Here is a 17,429-nt window from a genome sequence, read left to right as displayed (position 1 = left end):
TGGGCCGCTGGGCCGCTGGGCCGCGGGGCCGCGGGGCCGCGGGGCCATGCTCAACCCTTGACGCCTCCCTCGTTGGCGCCACGGATGAAGTAGCGCTGCAGGGCGAAGAAGAGGAGTGCGACGGGGATCGTCGTGAGCAAGGCGGTGCCGAGCTTGAGCGGGTATTGCGTGCCGGCGCCCAGCTGGCCGCTCGTCATGCTCGCCAGACCGGTGACGAGCGTCTGGTGTTCCGGGGTGCCCCTGGTCACCACGAGGAAGTGGGAGAACTCGTTCCAGGACCCTTGGAAGGACAGGATGGTCAGGGTGATCAGGGCCGGCTTCGCCATGGGCAGCACCACGGACCAGAAGGTCCGGAAGATGCTCGCGCCGTCCATGCGGGCGGCCTCCTCGATCGACACCGGCACGGAGTCGAAGAACTGCTTCATGATGAAGACGCCCGCGGCGTCGACGACGAGGGGCAGGATCATGGCGGTGTACGTGTCGTAGATACCGAGGTAGTTGACCATGAGGAACTTGGGGATGAGCAGGGCCACGCCCGGGACCGCCATCACCGCGAGCAGACCGGCGAAGACGGCCTTGCGACCGCGGAAGTCCAGCCGCGACAGCGCGTAGCCGGCCAGCGAGTCGAGGAAGACCCGGGCCGCCGTGACGACGATGGTGATGAGGACCGAGTTCCGCACCCACGTGGTGACCGGCACCGACGCGTCGCCGGTCTGGCCGAAGATCCGCTGCCACACCTGCGCGGTGAACGGGTTGGGTACCAGCGACAGCGGGTTGTTGGCCGCGTCGGGGTCGGTCTTGAACGACGTCGAGATCTGGATGAGGAAGGGGTAGATGAACAGGACGGCGAAGGCCAGCAGCGCCGCGTACAGCACGATCGTCTTCACGGGGTTGGACGTGCGGGCGTTCACTTGCGGCCTCCGAGTCCGAAGAGGGGCTTGCGTTCGTCCTTGTCGGTGAGCACGTGTCGCTGGACACGCGTGAGGACGATGATGATGAGGAAGACGATGAAGGCCATGGCCGCCCCCGAGCCGTAGCGGAAGTTGCCGAAGCTCTGCTGGTACGACAGGAACGCGGGGCTCAGCGTCGTCCCCGCCGGAGCGCCCTTGCCCATGACGTAGATCTGGTCGAAGACCTGCCACGTCCCGATCAGCCCGAGCGTGATGACGAGGAAGAGCGCCGGCTTGATCATCGGCAGCGTCACGTGCCGGAGCTTCTGCCACCCGGTGGTGCCGTCCAGGGCGGCCGCCTCGTCGATCTCGACGGGAAGGTCCTGCAGCGCCGCGATGAACATCAGCATGAAGGTGCCCGACGTCGTCCAGATGACGAGGAAGATGATGACGAACATCGCGACGGACGGGCCCGACAGCCAGTCCCAGATGCTGCGGCCGAGGACCTGGCCCTGCGCCCATCCGGGGTTGTCCACCCCGACGGCGTTGAATGCCAGGTGCAGCAGTCCCCGGCTGTCGCTGAACCACTGCGGCCCGTCGATCCCGAAGAAGCTGAGGAACGCGTTGACGGCGCCGGTGTTGGAGAAGAGGAACAGGAAGACCGTCGCGATCGCGATCGAGCTGGTCACCGATGGAAAGTAGAACGCGGTGCGGAAGAAGCTGCGGCCCTTGAGCATCGAGTTGTTGACGAGCAAGGCGAGTCCGAGCGCGAGGACGGTCTGCAGCGGAACGACGAGCAGCACGTAGTAGAAGGTGTTGCCGATGGACTGCATGAAGTTGTCGCGGGTCAGCCCGTCCCGGGCGAAGAGGTCGGTGTAGTTCTTCAGACCGACGACGTCGGTGCCCTGACCGACCGCGAAGGGGTTGGTGTTGCCCTGCCAGTTGGTGAAGCTCACCCACAGCGCCATGCCGATGGGGATGACGAGGAAGAGCCCGAGGATGATGATCATCGGGGCCACGAAGATCCATCCCGCAGTGCCCTCACGACCGCGTATGCCGCCACGGATGCGGCTGCGACGAGCGCCCGGCACGCCGGCCTGACCGGTCGGAACGCCGGCCGAGGCCGAGGCCACCTGGCCTGCCCGCGCCCCCGCGGGAGTGACGAGGTCCTCGACCGGACGCTCGTCGTCGATGCGGGCCATGGTGCCCTCCTGTGGGATCAGTGACGCGATGGGGTGGCGTCCGCCCGTCGGGTGGGCGGCGGACGGACGCCACACGGGGGGATCAGCCGGCGAGCGCCGCCGTGCCGTTCTTCTGCAGCTCCGCGAGCCACGCGTTCGGGTCGCCGCCCTTGCCCATGGTGGCCAGCTCGGAATTGAACTTGGCCATCACCTCGTCGAAGCCGGGCAGGTTGACCGGGCCCTGGGCATACTGCCCACCGGCGACGAAGGCCTGCGACTCGGGGTACTTGGCCGCGAAGGCCTTGGCCCCTTCCTCGGTGGAGGGCATGACGCCGAAGGCGTCGGCGAAGGCCATCTGCTGGTCCGTCGTGATGAGCGACTTCACCAGGTCGACCGCCTGCCCCTGGTTCGGCGACTTGGCGGCGATGCCCCAGCAGTTGCTGAACAGCAGGGTGCCCTTGCCGGCCGGTCCTGCGGGGAGCTCCACGACCTTGTACTTGAGGTTCGGGTAGTCCTTCTTGGCGCCGCTGATCCAGTTGCCCTCGATGGTCATCGCGGCAACACCCTTGCCCAGCGCCTCGCCGCCCCAGCCGGTGGCCGGTGAGGTGTCGGAGCTGAACTTCAGGACGCCTTCCTTCATCATCTTCTGGACCTGCGCCAGACCCGCCTTCGCGGGCGCGCTGTCGGCCGTCATCGTCTTGCCGTCGGGCGAGACGATCCAGCCGCCGGCCTGCTTGATGAAGGCTCCGCTGCGGTTGATGTCGTTGCCGAGGACGAGGCCCGTCACCTTCCCGGACGTCAGCTTCTTGGCGACCGCCTCGAGGCCCGCCCAGTCCTTGGGGATGTCCGCGTCGGTGAGCCCGGCCTTGGTCCAGAGGTCGGTGTTGATCTCGAGGGCCAGGGTCGAGTAGTCCTTGGGCGCGCAGTAGAACTTGTTGTCGTAGGTGAAGGTCTGCACGAGGGCCGGCAGGAACCCGGCATCCTTCACCTGGTCGCCGTAGGCGTAGAGATTGCCCGCCTTGGCGAAGGTGCCGACCTTGGAGGCGTCGGTGTAGAAGACGTCGGGCGGGGTCGTCGACGCGAAGGCCTGACCGAGCTGCTGCCCGAGGTCTGCCGCGGCGATGACCTCGACCTGGTTCCCGGACTTCTTCGCCCAGGCGTCGGCCGCCTTCTTGACCGCCGTGGTCTCCGCATCGCCGGAGCTGCCGATCATGATCGTCAGCTTGACCGGGCCCTTGCCGGTGCTCTGCGGCGCGTTGTTGCTGCTGCCACTGAATCCGCCTCCGCCGCAGGCGCTCAGGACGAGCGCGCCGGTGGCTGCGAGCGCGAGTGCGGCTGCACCTCGCGTGCTGGGTGCTCTCATGTCACTTCTCTTTCCGTGTCATGCGGTCGCCCGCAGGTTTCGAGCTGGATCTGACGACGAGCTCGGGGGTGAGGAGGAGACCACCCGCGGGATCGCGGGAGTCGGAACCGGTTGCGAGCATGTGGAGCACGCGGTCGGCAACGCGGTCGAGGGGCTGGTGGAGGCTGCTGAGGTCGAGCGCGTGCGCGATGTCCGTGTCGTCGAAGCACACGATGCCGACGTCGACGCCCGGCGACAGCCGGCGTTCGACGAGGACGCGCCAGACACCCAGGGCCAGCGCGTCGGAGGCGCACACGATCGCGGCACCAGGTCCGAGGACATCGAGAAGCCCGGCCGCGGCGCGGGACGCGGACTCCAGCGCCTGCGGGCTCGTCGCCTGCCACCCCGGGTGCGCCAGGCCGAGCTCCGCGGTGGCCCGTGCCCAGCCGGAGCGACGGTCGTCACCGACGGGAGAGCCCTGCGGCCAACCGAGGTAGCCGATCTTCTTGTAGCCCTGCGCCGCGAGATGGTGCACGGCCGCCTCGATACCCGACGCACCGTCCACGTCGACCCAGGAGGTGATGCTCGGGTCGTCCCACACGCGACCGAACGCGGCATACGGCACGTGGTGGGCGTCGAGCCAGCCGGGTCGCGGGTCGTTGCGGCGGGTGTCGGGGAGCACGAAGCCGTCCGCGACCCGACTGGCGACGAGCCGCTCGTAGGACGGGATCGGCTCGGTGGGGTCCGGCGCCGTGAAGGGCACGATGTGCGATCCCCGGACGGAGGCTCCCCCCGTCAGCTCGATGAGGAAGGTGTCGATGATCGAGCCGAGCCGTCCGAAGCCCGCGGAGTTCAGCTCCAGGCCCCAGGCGCCGGCCCGCTCCTGCTTGAGCGACTGAGCCGCTCGGTTGGGGCGGAAGCCGAGGATCTCGATCTGCGCCTGGACCCGGGCCAGCGTGTCGGCGGCGACGCGCTCCGGTGCGTTGACGACGTTGCTCACGGTCTGGCGGGAGACCGACGCGGCGCGTGCCACATCGTTGATCGTCGTCCGCCGCGTGGCAGAAGAACTCGAAGTCACCCTTGACGCCGTCTCTCCGAAGTGGAACGTTCAAACCGTGGCGATTTAAACGTATTTATGGCCATCCGGATACTGTGCTCCCCGTGCGGCCGTGTCAAGAGGGCGCGTCGCTTCCGCAGAACACGTCGCAGGCACGAGCACGAGCTGGAGGGCCCATGACCACGCACCGCACGGACGGCGCCGCGAGCGCAGAACCGACGACGGCGCCGGTGGGCCAACAGCCCTGGCTGCACGACCTGGCCATCTGCGTCGACGGCAACGGCACGGCCCTCAGCGAGACGGACGGGTCGATGCGGGGACGCGGAGCACACGGCTTCTTCGTCGACGACCAGCGGTCCGTCTCCCACTTCACCGTGAGCCTCGGAGCGGCGCAGCTCGTGAAGGTGGCGCACTCCAGCCGCGGCCCGCGCAGCGAGTTCTTCACCTCGGCCCGCGGTCTCGGTGACCCCGGCCCGGACCCCACCGTCGAGCTGCACCGCCGCCGCCGCGTGGCCGGCGGCACCCTTCGCGAACGAATCTCCGTGGCCTCCAGAGCCTCCCGGGTCGTCGATGCCCCGCTCGTGATCAGGCTCGGTGGCGACGGCGCGGACATCGGCCCGGTCAAGGCCGGCGTCGCGAGCGGCGAGCTGCTCGAGGCCCACCCGGGGCACGGGGACGGGGCGAGCCCGGCCGTCGGCCAGGGCGCGGCCGCTCACTGGCAGAGCGAGGCGCAGTCGGTTCGCGTGACCTTCTCCCCCGCCCCGGACCACCTCGATGTCGGCCCGGACGGCGTGCTGGCCACCTTCGCCCTCTCGATCGCTCCCGGGACCGAGAGCGAGGTCGAGGTCGAGGTGCAGACCGAGCGCCGACGCGAGAGCCACTTCCCGGCCGACAGCGGCTCGGACGCCGTCGACTGGCCGGAGAGCCTCCAGGTCGACGCGAGCGACCCGCGCCTCGGCAAGCTGCTGGAGGCGTCGATGGCCGACCTCCGCAGCCTGCTGCTGAGGGATCCCGCCGACAACCGCGACGTGTTCGCTGCTGCCGGAACCCCTTGGTACCTCACGCTTTTCGGCCGCGACTCGCTCTGGACGGCGAGGATGATGCTGCCTCTGGGAACGACGCTCGCCTCCGGCACGCTCCGAGCCCTCGCCCGCCGTCAGGGCACGAAGCGCGATGCCGACACGGCGGAAGCGCCGGGCAAGATCGCCCACGAGCTGCGCCGCACGGCATACGAGGACGTGTCCGTGGACTTCAGCCTGCCCCCGGTCTACTGGGGCACGGTGGACGCCACAGCTCTGTGGATCTGCCTGCTGCACGACGCGTGGCGCTGGGGCATGGACATCGACGAGGTGCGCTCCCTCCTCCCGCACCTGCGCGCGGCGACGTCCTGGCTGACCGACCTCGCCACGCCCGACGAGGACGGCTTCATCAAGTACGTCGACGAGAGCGGCCACGGCCTGGCCAACCAGGGGTGGAAGGACTCGGGCGACTCCATGCGGTTCCGGGACGGGTCGATCGCGGTCTCCCCCATCGCGCTCATCGAAGCGCAGGCGTATGCCGTCGAGGCGGCCGTCGGCGCCGCTGCACTTCTGCGGGCGCTCGGTGACCACAGCATGGACGTACCTGCGTCGAACGGGAACAGGTCGGAGCCCTCGAACCCGTCAGACCTGGCACGGGCGGTGGAGCTCGAGCAGTGGGCCGACGTGCTCCAACAGCGCATCCGGTCGCGGTTCTGGGTCGGACCGCCCGACGAGCGCTACCTCGCGATGGCCATCGACGGCACGGCCCGTCCGGTCGACGGTGTCGGGTCCAACATGGGCCATGCCCTGGGCACCGGAGCGCTCACGACGAGCGAGGCCAAGCAGGTCACCGACACGCTCGTGGGCTCGACGATGCTCGGTGACTTCGGCATCGCCACGCTGGCGACCGACAACGGCGGTTTCAACCCCATCGGTTACCACACGGGATCGGTGTGGGTCCACGACACCGCCATCTGTGCCTGGGGCATGGCACGGGAGGGCCATACCGCCCAAGCCGCCGTGGTCGTGGGCAAGCTGCTGGACGTCGGGGAGGCGTTCGACTACCGGCTCCCCGAGCTCTTCGCCGACTCGGCGACGCTCGGACAGTGGGCCCCGTACCCAGCATCCTGTCGCCCCCAGGCGTGGGCGGCCGCGTCGGCCGTTGCGATGCTCACCGTGGCGCTCGGGATCACGGTCGACGTGCCGGGTCGCCGTGTGCAGGTGCGACCGCCGTCGCCTCAGCCGTTCGGTGCCTTGACGGTGAAGGGCCTGCGCGTCGGCGAGGCCACCATTTCCGTCACGGTGGACACGTCCGGCGACGTGACCGTCGAGGGGCTGCCGTCGGACTTCACCCTCGACCTGCCGGACGATCTTCCGGACGACGCCTCGCGCGGCGCACTGATCGGCGGCGGCTGACCGACGCCGGCTCAGCGCGCCGCCTCAGTGCAGGAAGGTCTTGGCCGCCACCATGACGACCCCGAGGAGCCCTGCGGCGAGCGACTCCCCGAAGGCGGTCCGTGGGCTCGACCCGACATAGCGGGCCGACAAGTAGCCCACCGTCCCGAGCTCGGCGACGGTGAGCCACAGTGCGAGGTTGACCGCGAGGGCGGTGTCGGCGCCGAACAGTGAGGCCACGATCACCAGCGCCAGGGCAGGCACACCACCGACCAGCACGCGGGACTCGTGACGTGCCGCAGCGACCAGACGCTTCGGCAACGGTGACCGCCCGGCGTGAAACGGCTCGGAGAAGGCCCGCACGTAGATGTCGGCCAGCCAGTAGACGACGAGCACGAAGACCGCCGCGACGAGGACCCGAGCCGTCGACGGGACGTGGTTCGCCGTGGCGCTCATGACGGCGCCGGCGAGGATGGCGCCGTAGAGCAGACCCGCCGGGTTGCCCTGCGCGATGAGGCGCGCGGCCCGCTCCCTGACCGTCTCCGCCATGGTGTCGGCCCCTCGTCGCGCTCCACCGGTCGTGGAGCCTAGGGGCCAAGACTGCCGCGAGGGAACGGCATCGCGCCAGTGCTTCGGGCCAGACACGACGAAGGGCCCGGATCTCTCCGGGTCCCTCCAGCGGCTCCTCAGTCGCGGAACTGGCTGAAGGCACTGGCCGGATATTGCGGCAGCCCGGTCAACGCCATCGTCGCGACATCCTCAGCCTGCTTGAGTCGCGTCATCCCGCCGCGGCGCAGAGCGAGGACGGCGGGGTTCGTCGACGTGTAGATCGTGTCCACCCGGCCGGTGAGCTCGGCGGCCCGCACCTCGAAGGGCTCGAGCCGCTGACGAAGCGTGGCACGCAGCCGGGCCAGGTCCGCGGTGAGCCGGTAGTACGCGTACGACTCCGGCCGGGACTTGGCCAGTCGCGCCATCCACACGGCGAGCTGGACCTTGACCGCGTCGAGGTCAGCGCCCGGGGCGTCCGTGTAGAGCCGTCCCACGAAACGGCTGTCCATGAGCAGCTCACCGTTGAGCACCGCCTGCGCCTCCTCCGGGTTGCGCGCGCCGTAGGGCCGAGCGACTGCGACCGGTGCGCTCTGCGGGATCTCCCACGAGGTCCACCCGCGATAGACCCCGACCTGTAGAAGCGTCGCCTCCGCCTGCGCAGAGAAGGTGAACCCGGGCACCAGCGACGTGAAGAGCGGGTCGACCCAGTTCCCCTGGGCGTCGAGCATCCCGCCGCACACCCGCCAGCTCATCAGGTGGGCGAACTCGTGCGCGACCACCTCCCCATCGGGGCCGTGCCCGACGTATGCGTACACCGGGTCCGTGTCGGCGGCCCCCTTGACGACGTCCACCAGAACGAGGGCGTTCGGTCCGGTCGTGCTCCCGGCCTGGTCGGGCGCGTTGATCCCGACGAACGCGATGATGGAGCGCGTCAGCTCGTCCGGTGGGGTCACCGAGAGCTGGCGGAGCGAGTTGAGCATCGTCGCGCGGACCACTTTGTTGTCGCCGACCTTCTTCTCCTGCACGGGCCGTGTCTCGTTCCACACGATGTCCTGGGCGAGTCCGAGCTGCGGGTCGGGCGTCGCGGTCGGGCGTGGCACCGAGTACAGCGCGCGTGCCCCGCTGCCCGCCAGGAGCGTGGCGGCGAACGACTCGTACCGGCCCAGCGGCAGTGCCCGCGGGCCGAGGGCGTCCCTCTCGAGGGTTTCGTAGTCCGCGAGGGGTAGCCGCATGAAGTTGTGCTCGGACCGGAACCGGGTCACGGCCGCCGCGGCCGCCTCGACGCGGCCGGCCAGCTCCTCCACCGTCAGGTCGGTGCGCTCCCGATGCCCGAAGAGCGCCTGCCATGCTGCCTCGACGTCCGGCGTCCGCACTCTCGTCGAGCACCGGTCCCGGGTCAGCGGCAGGTGCCCCAACAGGGCTTGGACGCGTGCCGACGGGATGACGGGGACCGGTGAGATGTCGCGTGCGGCGACGGGGGCGGCAGCAGACGCCGACGGTCGAGCAGTAGACGTTGAAGGCGTCGCTGCCGACGTCGACGGGCGTGCCCCCGACGCCTTGACCGACGTGGACACGGTGCGGGCGAACGGGCCGACAGGCGCTGCAGTCCCTGCCCCGTCGCAAGCGGCCACGACTGGCCCCGCTGCCAGAAGGCACACCAGGACCACGGTGCGCGACGACGGGAGCACGCGTTTCGGTCGCGTGATGTTGCGAGGCATGGATCGATCTTCGTGGCGCCACCCGACCGCTGTCCGCGAATCCACCAGATGACGAAAGCCCCCCAGGCGAACCTGGAGGGCTTTCGTTGAACACTACAGTCGCAATGTTGCGTAGTAGCGGGGGCAGGATTTGAACCTGCGACCTCCGGGTTATGAGCCCGGCGAGCTACCGAGCTGCTCCACCCCGCGTCGGCAAGAGCAACGTTACGCGAAACCTCCTGCAAGACCAAATCGAGGTGGCGCGGTGCAGCGAGCCAGGCCACAAGAAGCCGAAAGGCACTGTGGCAGCGGGTGATTCGCATGCTGCCACAGTGCCTTCGGATGTTGAGCCGGTCAGGGCTTGGCGGTCGCCTTGGCCTGCGGCGAGGCGTCGACGGCCCGCTGGAGAGCGTCCTTGAGCTCGGCCTGCGCCTGGCCGTATGCCGCGAAGTCGCCCTTGCGCAGAGCCGCCTCCCCCTTGACGTAGGCAGCCTGGGCGTCCTTGAGCGCCTTGGACAGCGCCGCGGAGTCCGCGCTGCCCGCCGGAGGCGGCGTCGCAGTGCCCGACGGTGTCGGCGTCGGTGTGCCACCCGGCACCGGGGTCGGCGTCGGCGTCGTCCCGGTGTCGCCGGCCTGCGCGCCCGACGAGCCGCCGAAGAGGTCGTTGAGCGCCGCGTCGAGCGAGCCAGCCCAGGCGATCTTGTCGCCGAAGGCGACCGCGACGGCCGACAGTCGCGGGTAGGTGCCCGAGCCCGTCGATCGCGCCTGGACGTAGATCGGTTGGACGTAGAGCAGCCCCCCGCCGACAGGCAGCGTCAGCTGGTTGCCGAAGATGACGCTGGCACCCGTCGACGAGGTCGTCGAGATGAACTGCGCCAGCGTCAGCTGGCGGCCGAGCGACGCGTCGTTGGAGGTGACCGTCGAGGTGCGCATGTCGTTGTAGACCTGCCCCGGCCCGTTGACCGTGCCGCCCGTCGTCTCGAGCAGACGCAGCTTGCCGTAGTCCGGCGACTTCTTGCCGGTCTGGCTCCCGGCGTCGCCGTCGACGGCGAGGAAGCCCGACAGCACGTTGCGGTCACCGGTCGGCATGAACGTCGACGTCAGCGAGAACGCCGGCTTCGACTGGTCGGGCATGGCGAGCGAGAGGTAGTAGGGCGGCTGCATGAGGGCGTCGGCCGGCTGCGTCGGGTCGTCGGGCACGCGCCAGAAGTTTTGGCCGCCGTAGAACGAGCTCGCTTGCGTGTCGTGGTATTTCTCCAGCAGCTTGCGCTGCACCTTGAAGAGGTCCTCGGGGTAGCGCAGGTGCGCCATGAGCGAGCCCTTGATGTCGCTGAGCGGCTTCACGGTTCCGGGGAAGATCGACATCCAGGCCTTGAGCACGGGGTCCTGCTCGTCCCACTGGTAGAGCGCCACGGTGCCGTCGTAGGCGTCGACGGTGGCCTTGACCGAGTTGCGCACGTAGTTGACCTGGCCGGCCTGCACGGCGCGCACGGCCGTGCGGGTGCTCGTGACGGCGTCCTCGGTGGCCATGTCGAGGGTCGTGTTCTCGGAGTAGGGATAGCTCGCCGACGTCGTGTAGCCGTCGAGGATCCACTGCACCCGGCCGTCGACGACGGCGGGGTAGGCGTTGCCGTCGAGGGTCAGCCACGGCGCGACCCGCTGCACCCGCTCGCGCGGCGTGCGGTGGTCGAGGACGCGCGAGTCGTTGGTCACCGCGTCGGAGAGGAGGAAGTTGACCTCGCGGTACTTCACGGCATACGCAAGACGCTTGAGCGCGTCGAGCTGCACGCCGCCCGTGCCGGCGTAGGTGTAGCTGATCTGCCCGGTGCCGTTCGGGTCCGGGTAGTCGAACTCCTGCTTGTTGCCGCCGACGACGGAGTACTCCGGCGAGCTCTCACCGAAGTAGATGCGGGGCTGGTACTTCCCGAGCGCGCCCGTCGTACCGATCTGCGACTCGATGAACGTCGGGCGCCCGTCGGGCTCACGGGTGTTGCCCTTGGCGGCGACGACGCCGTAGCCGTGGGTGTAGACGGTGTGGTCGTTGAGCCAGTTGCGCTGCGCGTCCGGCACACCGTTCAGGTCGAGCTCGCGGGCGGCGATGACGGTGTCCTGGGACTTGCCGTCGATCTGGTAGCGGTCGACGTCGAGCACGTCGGCGAACTGGTAGTAGCCCTTGCTCGCCTCGAGCTGCTTGAACGTCGGGCTCACGATGTTCGGGTCGATGAGCCGGATGCCCGGGACGGTCGCCGCGTCGCCGCGCAGCTGGCCGGGTGCGGCCACGGTCTTCGTGTCGTAGGGGTTGACGTCCATGGCGGACAGCCCGTACGCATCGCGCGTCGCGTTGATGTTGCGCTGGATGTACGGGACCTCGAGGGACTTCTCCGACGGGCGCACCTTGAGGGACTGCACGAGCGCCGGGTAGATGCCGCCGACCGCGACGACGAGGACGGCGAGGACGGCGACACCGACGAGCGGGAGGCGCCAGGAGCGGGTCCAGATCGTCGTCAGGAACATGATGGCGCACATCACGGCGGCGACCGCCAGGATGCCCTTCGTCGGGATGATCGCGTGCGACTCGGTGTACTGGATGCCGGTGATCTTCGTCGACTCTGCGGTCGCGAGGTTGTAGCGGTCGATCCAGAAGGCCACGGCCCGCACGAGGACCAGGACCGCCGCGATGACCGACAGGTGCACGCGAGCGGCCTGGGTCGAGCGCATCTTGGACCCGGCGACGATGCCGCCGTAGAGGTAGTGGGTGAACGCGGCCGTGATGAAACCGATGACGAGGATCATCGTCAGGAACGCGACGACGAAGTTGATCCACGGCAGGTCGAAGACGAAGAAGCCGATGTCGAGCTTGAACTCGGGGTCCGTCGTGCCGAAGGGGCTGCCGTTGCGCCACAGCAGGAAGGTGTCCCACTGGGTCGCCGCCGAGAGGCCCGCGAAGAGACCGACGGCGAGCGGCGCCGCGACCGTGGCGGTGCGGCGCATCGGCTCGACGAGCTCGCGGTAGTGGTCCATGGCCTGCGTCTCGGGCGACGGGGCGTAGATCGGACGGTTCCGGTAGGCGAAGTGGATGCTCGACCAGACCATCGCCGCCGTCAGCAGACCCCCGACCAGACCGAGCAGGATCTTCGTGACGAGCTGGGTCGTGAAGACCCCCGCAAAGCCGACCGACTGGTACCACAGCACCTCGGTCCAGAACTGCGCCGCGAGGGCGATGACCACGAGCAGGACGGCCGTCACGACGAGCGCCGTGACGAGCGGACGTCGGGTCGGCGGCAGCGTGGCCGCGCCGGGACGCTTGGGCGCGCCGGAGTCGTCGTTGTGGGAGTTGCCCGGCGGGGGGCCGAAGTTGCTGTCGCTCACGTGGAGTGCCTTGGGTGCTGGGGCGGGCGGGTGGTCGAGCGGACCCGTGGGCGACCTCCTCCGGCCGCCTGCGGCAACCATAACCCGCGGTCCAGCGGCACCCACCGCGTGATACCGCAACGTGACCGGACGGGAACGCGCGGGTCCGCACGGACCCTGCTCGCGGCATACGGCAGCATGGGCACGTGAACTCGCAGCCCGTCATCGACCCCCTCGCCATCGCCGCCCTCGATACCGAGCGCCACGTCGCCGCCGCGGGCTGGGACCAGCCGGCCCGCCTCTTCGCGCTGGTGCGCACGGCCGACCTGCTCCAGCGTGAGCCGCAGCTGCGCGAGCAGATGGGGCCCTCCGACCTCGCCGAAGGAGCCCTGACCGCCATCGAGCAGGAGGGCCTGCCGACGACGAGCTCCCTCGAGACCCTGCTCGGGCGGCTCGCGTGGCCGGACGAGGTGGACGGCTGCGCCTTTGCGATCGAGCGCATGGTCGTGCCGCCGGAGGCCGAGCGCGAGCTGCCGGCTCGCGGCGAGGACGCCGTCGACCACCTCGCGGCCCATCCGGACCGCAAGGACGTCCGCCTCGTGGTGGCCGTCCTGCGCGACGGCGCGTCGATCTGCCTGCTGCGCCAGCGCGACCATGACTCAGATGACGCCGTCGCGACCGGCAAGGACATCGCCCCCGGGCTCGTCGAGGCCCTCAAGGCGAGCTTCGAGGACTGAGCCTCAGCAGCGCGGCAGCGAGGCCGTCTGGCCCCGGGCGATCTCCTCGACGGCGGTGCGGGCCTCTGCGAAGGTGCCGACCTTGAAGACGTCGAGGCCGTCGGGCACGTGCCCGACCACCTCGTCGCAGTTGTCGGCCGGGGCGAGGAAGTACTGCGCGCCGTCGGCGCGGGCGCCGGCGAGCTTCTGCCGGATGCCGCCGATGGGCCCCACCTGGCCCTGGTCGTCGATGGTGCCGGTGCCGGCGATCTGGCGCCCCCCGGCCAGGGGGCCGGGAGTCAGCTTGTCGTAGATGCCGAGCGAGAACATCAGCCCCGCGGAGGGCCCCCCGATCGATCCGGCGTCGATGGTGATCTTGCCCGGGAAGTCGTGGCTGAGGCCGAGCAGGACGCCGAGGGCCGTCTTGCCCCCCTGGCCCGCCACGGTCGGCACGACGACGGTCTGCTCCTTGCCCTTGCGGGTGACGGTGATGGACACCGTCTCGCCGGGCTTCTTCTTCTGGAGCACGTCGCGGACGGCCTGGGTCGTGGGGAGCGGCTGGCCGTCGATGCGCTCGAGCCGGTCGTTGGCCTCGAGCAGCCCCTTGGCCTTGGAGGCCGCCGTCAGTCCGATGACGGCGATGTGGGTCGGGACGGGCTTGCCGAGCGCGCGCAGCGCGACCGCGGTGGCCTCCTCCTGGGAGCCCTGCATCTGGAAGGTGTTCTCCTCGGAGACCTGCTGCTGCGTGACCTGCGGGTCGAAGACCTGGTCGACCGGGAGGACCTCCTGCGCCGGGTCGACCCACGCCCGCAGGACGTCCCACGCGTTGACGGGGTAGCCCGGCCCGCCCTCGACCCGCACCGTCGTGAAGCGCAGGGCCCCGTCGGTGGGGTAGGTCGGCAGGCCCGAGATGGTGATGATCGGTGTGCCCTTGCCGTTGGCCGAGGTGCCCAGGGTGTTCTGCGTCGGCCCGGGGCTCATGACGGCATACGGCAGGTGGATGACGGAGCCGAGCACCACGACGACGAGGAAGAGGAAGAAGGCGGCGAGCAGGGCCTTGTTGCCGCGCGTCAGCTTGCCGAGGTCCTCCCCCTCCGCCACCTGGGCGCGCGTCGGCAGGTCGGTGCCGGCGGGCTGCTCCGGCACGCGCTTGATCGTCCTCACGGCAGCCCGACCCACTCGTCGGCGCCGTCGGCGAAGCGCTGGTGCTTCCAGATCGGGATCGTGGCCTTGAACTCGTCGATGAGCTCGCGGCAGACGTCGAACGCCTCCCCGCGGTGCTCCGCGCTGACTCCGACGACGACGGCGATGTCGCCCACCTCGAGGTGGCCGACCCGGTGGACGACCGCGAGCCGGACGGCGCGCCCGTCGTGCGCCAGGCGGTCCGCGAGCGCGCGGGCCACCTCGGCGGCCTGCGGGTGTGCGGAGTAGTCGAGGGCGGCCACTGTCTTGTCGCCCGGCTGGTCGACCGGCTGGTCGACCGGCTCGTCGACGTCGGCGGGCGCAGGCCCGTCGTGGTCGCGGACGGTCCCGACGAACAGGCACACGCCACCGGCCCGGGGTGAGGAGACGCTCGCGAGCACCTCGTCGACAGACAGGGGTGTCTCACGGATCTCGACAAGGGTGACCGTCACGCCCGCAATCGTATGCTGCACCGCCGACGCCCACGTGTCACGGCCGCCCCGTCGGGCCCTGATCCAGGGGAACCAACCGGGTCCATCCGTGGTTGTCTTGATGTGCGGCCACACGGCCGGCAGGAGATCCGTTCGAGTTGGGGATGAGCAGGCATGGCCGACGACCGTGGACGCGGTGACGACAACCGCAGCGACGACAAGGACGACGAGGGCGGAGAGGTTCCCCGTGACCTGTCTGGTGACGCGCCCGGCGAGGAGCAGGCCGGCCCCGACCAGCAGGGCGCAGCCAACGACCACCCGGGCTCCGGCGACGAGGGCCGGGCGCGCGGCGAGTCCCCGTTCGGGCTGCCCCTGAACCGTCCCGGCGCCGGCTCGCCCGGCAGCGGCTCGAGCCCTGCCGGCTTCGGCGCCGGTTTCGGCGGCGGGCCGGGCGGGGGTTTCCCGGGGCTGCCCGACCTCGGCGGGATGGACCCCTCCGACCTCGGCGCGATGCTGGAGAGGGTGTTGGGCGAGGCCGCCGACAACCCCGAGCTCGCCGAGGTCATGAAGAGCATGGGAGTCGACCCGACCGACCCTGCGACACAGGCCGCGATGCGGGCTCAGCTCGGAACCTTCATGGCGGCTCAGGAGTCGCCGACCGGATCACGTGACATGGCCACCGAGGTCGCCCGCCGTCATGTGATGACCGTCGAGGGCAACGACGTCCACGACGAGGCGGCCGCCCGCGCGGTCGCCGACGCCGTCTCCGTCGCGACCTTGTGGCTCGACGAGCAGACCACGCTGGCCTCTCCCGTCTGGCGCGCGACGGGTCTCAGCCGCGCCGAGTGGGTCGAGGCGACGATGCCGCGGTGGTTCGAGCTCATCGAGCCGGTCTCCGACGGCGTCACGGCCGCGACGTCCGACGCCATGCGCAAGCAGGTCGGAGAGCTGGGCCCCGAGGCGTTCGGCGAAGCGCTGCCCGGGGGTCTGCCCGAGGGCTTCGACCCCCGGGAGATGGTCGAGCAGTGGGCGCCGATGCTCGGCAACCTCAGCCGACAGATGTTCTCGGCCCAGCTCGGGCAGGCCGTCGGCACGCTGGCGACGGAGGTCGTGAGCGGGACCGAGGTGGGCCTGCCGCTCACCGAGCCCGGTGTCGTCGCCCTGCTTCCCGGCAACGTCGCACAGCTCGCCGAGTCCCTCGAGATCGACGTCGCGCAGGTGCGCCTCTACCTGGCCGTGCGCGAGGCTGCGCGGGTCCGGCTCTTCTCCGAGGTGCCGTGGCTCGGGCCCCAGCTGCTGTCGGCGGTGTCGGACTACGCCCGCAACATCACCATCGACACCGAGGCCATCGAGTCCGCGCTGTCGACGATCGACCCGTCCGACCCCGAAGCCCTGCGCTCGGCGCTGCAGGGCAACCTCTTCCGGCCCCAGCCCACGGCGGCCCAGCGTGCCGCGCTCGAGCGCCTCGAGACCCTCCTCGCCCTGGCCGAGGGCTGGGTCGACCACGTGACCGACCGCACGACGGCCCAGCACCTGCCGCAGTCGGCGGCCCTGGCCGAGACGATCCGCCGCCGGCGCGTCGGCGGCGCGGCGCAGAAGACCTTCGCCGGGCTCGTCGGTCTCGAGCTGCGTCCGCGCCGGCTCCGCGACGCCGCGAACCTCTGGGCCGCGCTCGAGAGCGCCGGCGGAGCCACCCTGCGCGACGGTCGCTGGGCCCACCCTGACCTCGCTCCCACCTCGGCCGACCTCGACGACCTCATCGGCTACGTCGAGCGCGCCACCGGTGAGGGTGCTGCCGGGGTGGTGGGCGCCCCCGAGGCCGTCGGTGCCGGGCTGGGCGACGACCTCGACTCCGTGCTGCAGGGCATCCTCGAGGAGGCTGACCGCGAGCGAGGCACGGCGCCCGGCTCAGCGGTCCACGACGACCGCTCCGACGACGACGAGCAGCAGTCCGGCGACGACGGCGACGCAGGCCCCACCCGGTGACGGGCTCGAGCTCGATCCCGTTCGGTGGGTCGGGGTCCTCGGACGCCGACGCAGCCGGGTGGCAGCGCCTGCACGCCGACGCCGTCGCCCGGCTGCAGTCGTGGGAGGCGCCCGACGACCAGCAGGAACGACTGCGCCTCGACTTCCTCGAGCACCTGCTCGCGCACCCCGACGCCCTGAGCAAGGCCGGCCCTCCGGCTCACCTCACCGGCAGCGTCATCGTGCTCGACGAGGAGGGCGACTCGGCCCTGCTCACGCTGCACCGTCGGGCGCGCGAGTGGTTCCAGTTCGGCGGCCACTTCGAGCCGGGCGACGCGTCGGTGTGGCACGCCGCGCGGCGGGAGGCCCGGGAGGAGTCGGGCATATCCGATATCTCGGTGCTTCCGACGATCGTCCAGCTCGATCGCCATGTCCTCTCCGGCGACTTCGGCCGCTGCCGCGAGCACCTCGACATCAGGTTCGCGGCCGTGTCAGCACGGTCTGCCGCGTCCGCCGTCAGCGCCGAGTCGATCGACGTGCGGTGGTGGCCGGTCGACGCCCTTCCCGAAGGCACCGGTGACGACCTGCGACCGCTCGTCGACGCCGCCCGGCGCCGGCTCCCCCGCTGACCGCGCGGACGGATGGGCGCGGCGTGAC

At 70.5% G+C, this 17,429-nt stretch carries 13 protein-coding genes and 1 tRNA gene; 4 read left to right on the top strand and 10 right to left on the bottom strand.

Annotation, left to right across the window (positions count from 1 at the left end):
• Positions 1–50: 50 nt before the first annotated feature.
• From AC1DIW_RS02540 to AC1DIW_RS02525, 4 genes are all read right to left on the bottom strand, one after another.
• On the bottom strand, positions 51–911 hold the full coding sequence (locus AC1DIW_RS02540) for a carbohydrate ABC transporter permease (RefSeq protein WP_478106342.1): 861 nt from the start codon (positions 909–911) through the stop codon (positions 51–53).
• Positions 908–2,092: a carbohydrate ABC transporter permease gene (locus AC1DIW_RS02535; RefSeq protein WP_478106341.1), complete on the bottom strand. Its 1,185-nt coding sequence runs from the start codon at positions 2,090–2,092 to the stop codon at positions 908–910. The genes AC1DIW_RS02540 and AC1DIW_RS02535 overlap by 4 nt, the downstream gene beginning before the upstream one ends.
• An 82-nt stretch (positions 2,093–2,174) precedes the next feature.
• Complete coding sequence (locus AC1DIW_RS02530) at positions 2,175–3,434, bottom strand: sugar ABC transporter substrate-binding protein (RefSeq protein WP_442280063.1); 1,260 nt, start codon at positions 3,432–3,434, stop codon at positions 2,175–2,177.
• A 1-nt stretch (position 3,435) separates the two neighbouring features.
• Positions 3,436–4,446, bottom strand: a complete 1,011-nt coding sequence (locus tag AC1DIW_RS02525) for a substrate-binding domain-containing protein (RefSeq protein ID WP_478106340.1) — start codon at positions 4,444–4,446, stop codon at positions 3,436–3,438.
• 200 nt (positions 4,447–4,646) lie between these two features.
• Here AC1DIW_RS02525 and AC1DIW_RS02520 point away from each other — a divergent pair, with 200 nt between their 5' ends.
• Positions 4,647–6,905 (top strand): glycogen debranching N-terminal domain-containing protein, encoded by a 2,259-nt coding sequence (locus tag AC1DIW_RS02520; protein WP_478106339.1) that lies wholly within the window; start codon positions 4,647–4,649, stop codon positions 6,903–6,905.
• A gap of 24 nt (positions 6,906–6,929) precedes the next feature.
• On the opposite strand, the gene AC1DIW_RS02515 is transcribed toward AC1DIW_RS02520, so the two are convergent.
• The 4 genes from AC1DIW_RS02515 to AC1DIW_RS02500 form a co-directional block, all read right to left on the bottom strand.
• Positions 6,930–7,433, bottom strand: a complete 504-nt coding sequence (locus AC1DIW_RS02515; protein ID WP_478106338.1) for a hypothetical protein — start codon at positions 7,431–7,433, stop codon at positions 6,930–6,932.
• A 137-nt stretch (positions 7,434–7,570) separates the two neighbouring features.
• Positions 7,571–8,806, bottom strand: a complete 1,236-nt coding sequence (locus tag AC1DIW_RS02510; RefSeq protein ID WP_478106337.1) for a hypothetical protein — start codon at positions 8,804–8,806, stop codon at positions 7,571–7,573.
• 460 nt (positions 8,807–9,266) lie between these two features.
• Positions 9,267–9,340: transfer RNA gene (locus AC1DIW_RS02505), tRNA-Met, on the bottom strand.
• Between the two features lie 144 nt (positions 9,341–9,484).
• On the bottom strand, positions 9,485–12,499 hold the full coding sequence (locus AC1DIW_RS02500) for a UPF0182 family membrane protein (protein ID WP_478106336.1): 3,015 nt from the start codon (positions 12,497–12,499) through the stop codon (positions 9,485–9,487).
• Positions 12,500–12,684: 185 nt separating this feature from the next.
• Between AC1DIW_RS02500 and AC1DIW_RS02495 the strand changes: the two genes are divergently transcribed.
• Positions 12,685–13,215, top strand: coding sequence for a PPA1309 family protein (locus AC1DIW_RS02495; RefSeq protein WP_442280057.1), 531 nt, complete (start codon positions 12,685–12,687; stop codon positions 13,213–13,215).
• A 3-nt stretch (positions 13,216–13,218) separates the two neighbouring features.
• Here AC1DIW_RS02495 and AC1DIW_RS02490 read toward each other — a convergent pair whose 3' ends face one another.
• Together AC1DIW_RS02490 and AC1DIW_RS02485 are read right to left on the bottom strand one after the other, a co-directional pair.
• A complete protein-coding gene (locus tag AC1DIW_RS02490; protein ID WP_442280056.1) occupies positions 13,219–14,340 on the bottom strand; it encodes a YlbL family protein in 1,122 nt (373 codons plus the stop codon).
• Positions 14,341–14,354: 14 nt separating this feature from the next.
• Positions 14,355–14,828, bottom strand: coding sequence for a molybdenum cofactor biosynthesis protein MoaE (locus AC1DIW_RS02485; RefSeq protein ID WP_442280055.1), 474 nt, complete (start codon positions 14,826–14,828; stop codon positions 14,355–14,357).
• A 153-nt stretch (positions 14,829–14,981) separates the two neighbouring features.
• Here AC1DIW_RS02485 and AC1DIW_RS02480 point away from each other — a divergent pair, with 153 nt between their 5' ends.
• Positions 14,982–16,793, top strand: a complete 1,812-nt coding sequence (locus AC1DIW_RS02480; RefSeq protein ID WP_442280054.1) for a zinc-dependent metalloprotease — start codon at positions 14,982–14,984, stop codon at positions 16,791–16,793.
• The gene (locus AC1DIW_RS02475; protein WP_478106335.1) at positions 16,790–17,401 is read left to right on the top strand and encodes an NUDIX hydrolase; all 612 of its coding nucleotides are present in this window, start codon (positions 16,790–16,792) and stop codon (positions 17,399–17,401) included. Before AC1DIW_RS02480 ends, AC1DIW_RS02475 begins: the two co-directional genes overlap by 4 nt.
• Positions 17,402–17,429: the final 28 nt, after the last annotated feature.

Source organism: Terrabacter sp. 01T434 (genome assembly GCF_056398545.1).
Note: the sequence above shows the minus strand (reverse complement) of the source record. Positions and strands in the feature narration are given on the sequence as shown.

Bases quoted from the DNA above. Each gene is read 5' to 3' on its own strand.
- AC1DIW_RS02520 (WP_478106339.1), top strand. From the start codon at position 4,647: ATGACCACGCACCGCACGGACGGCGCCGCGAGCGCAGAACCGACGACG.
- AC1DIW_RS02515 (WP_478106338.1), bottom strand. From the start codon at position 7,433: ATGGCGGAGACGGTCAGGGAGCGGGCCGCGCGCCTCATCGCGCAGGGC.
- AC1DIW_RS02530 (WP_442280063.1), bottom strand. From the start codon at position 3,434: ATGAGAGCACCCAGCACGCGAGGTGCAGCCGCACTCGCGCTCGCAGCC.
- AC1DIW_RS02535 (WP_478106341.1), bottom strand. From the start codon at position 2,092: ATGGCCCGCATCGACGACGAGCGTCCGGTCGAGGACCTCGTCACTCCC.
- AC1DIW_RS02480 (WP_442280054.1), top strand. From the start codon at position 14,982: ATGGCCGACGACCGTGGACGCGGTGACGACAACCGCAGCGACGACAAG.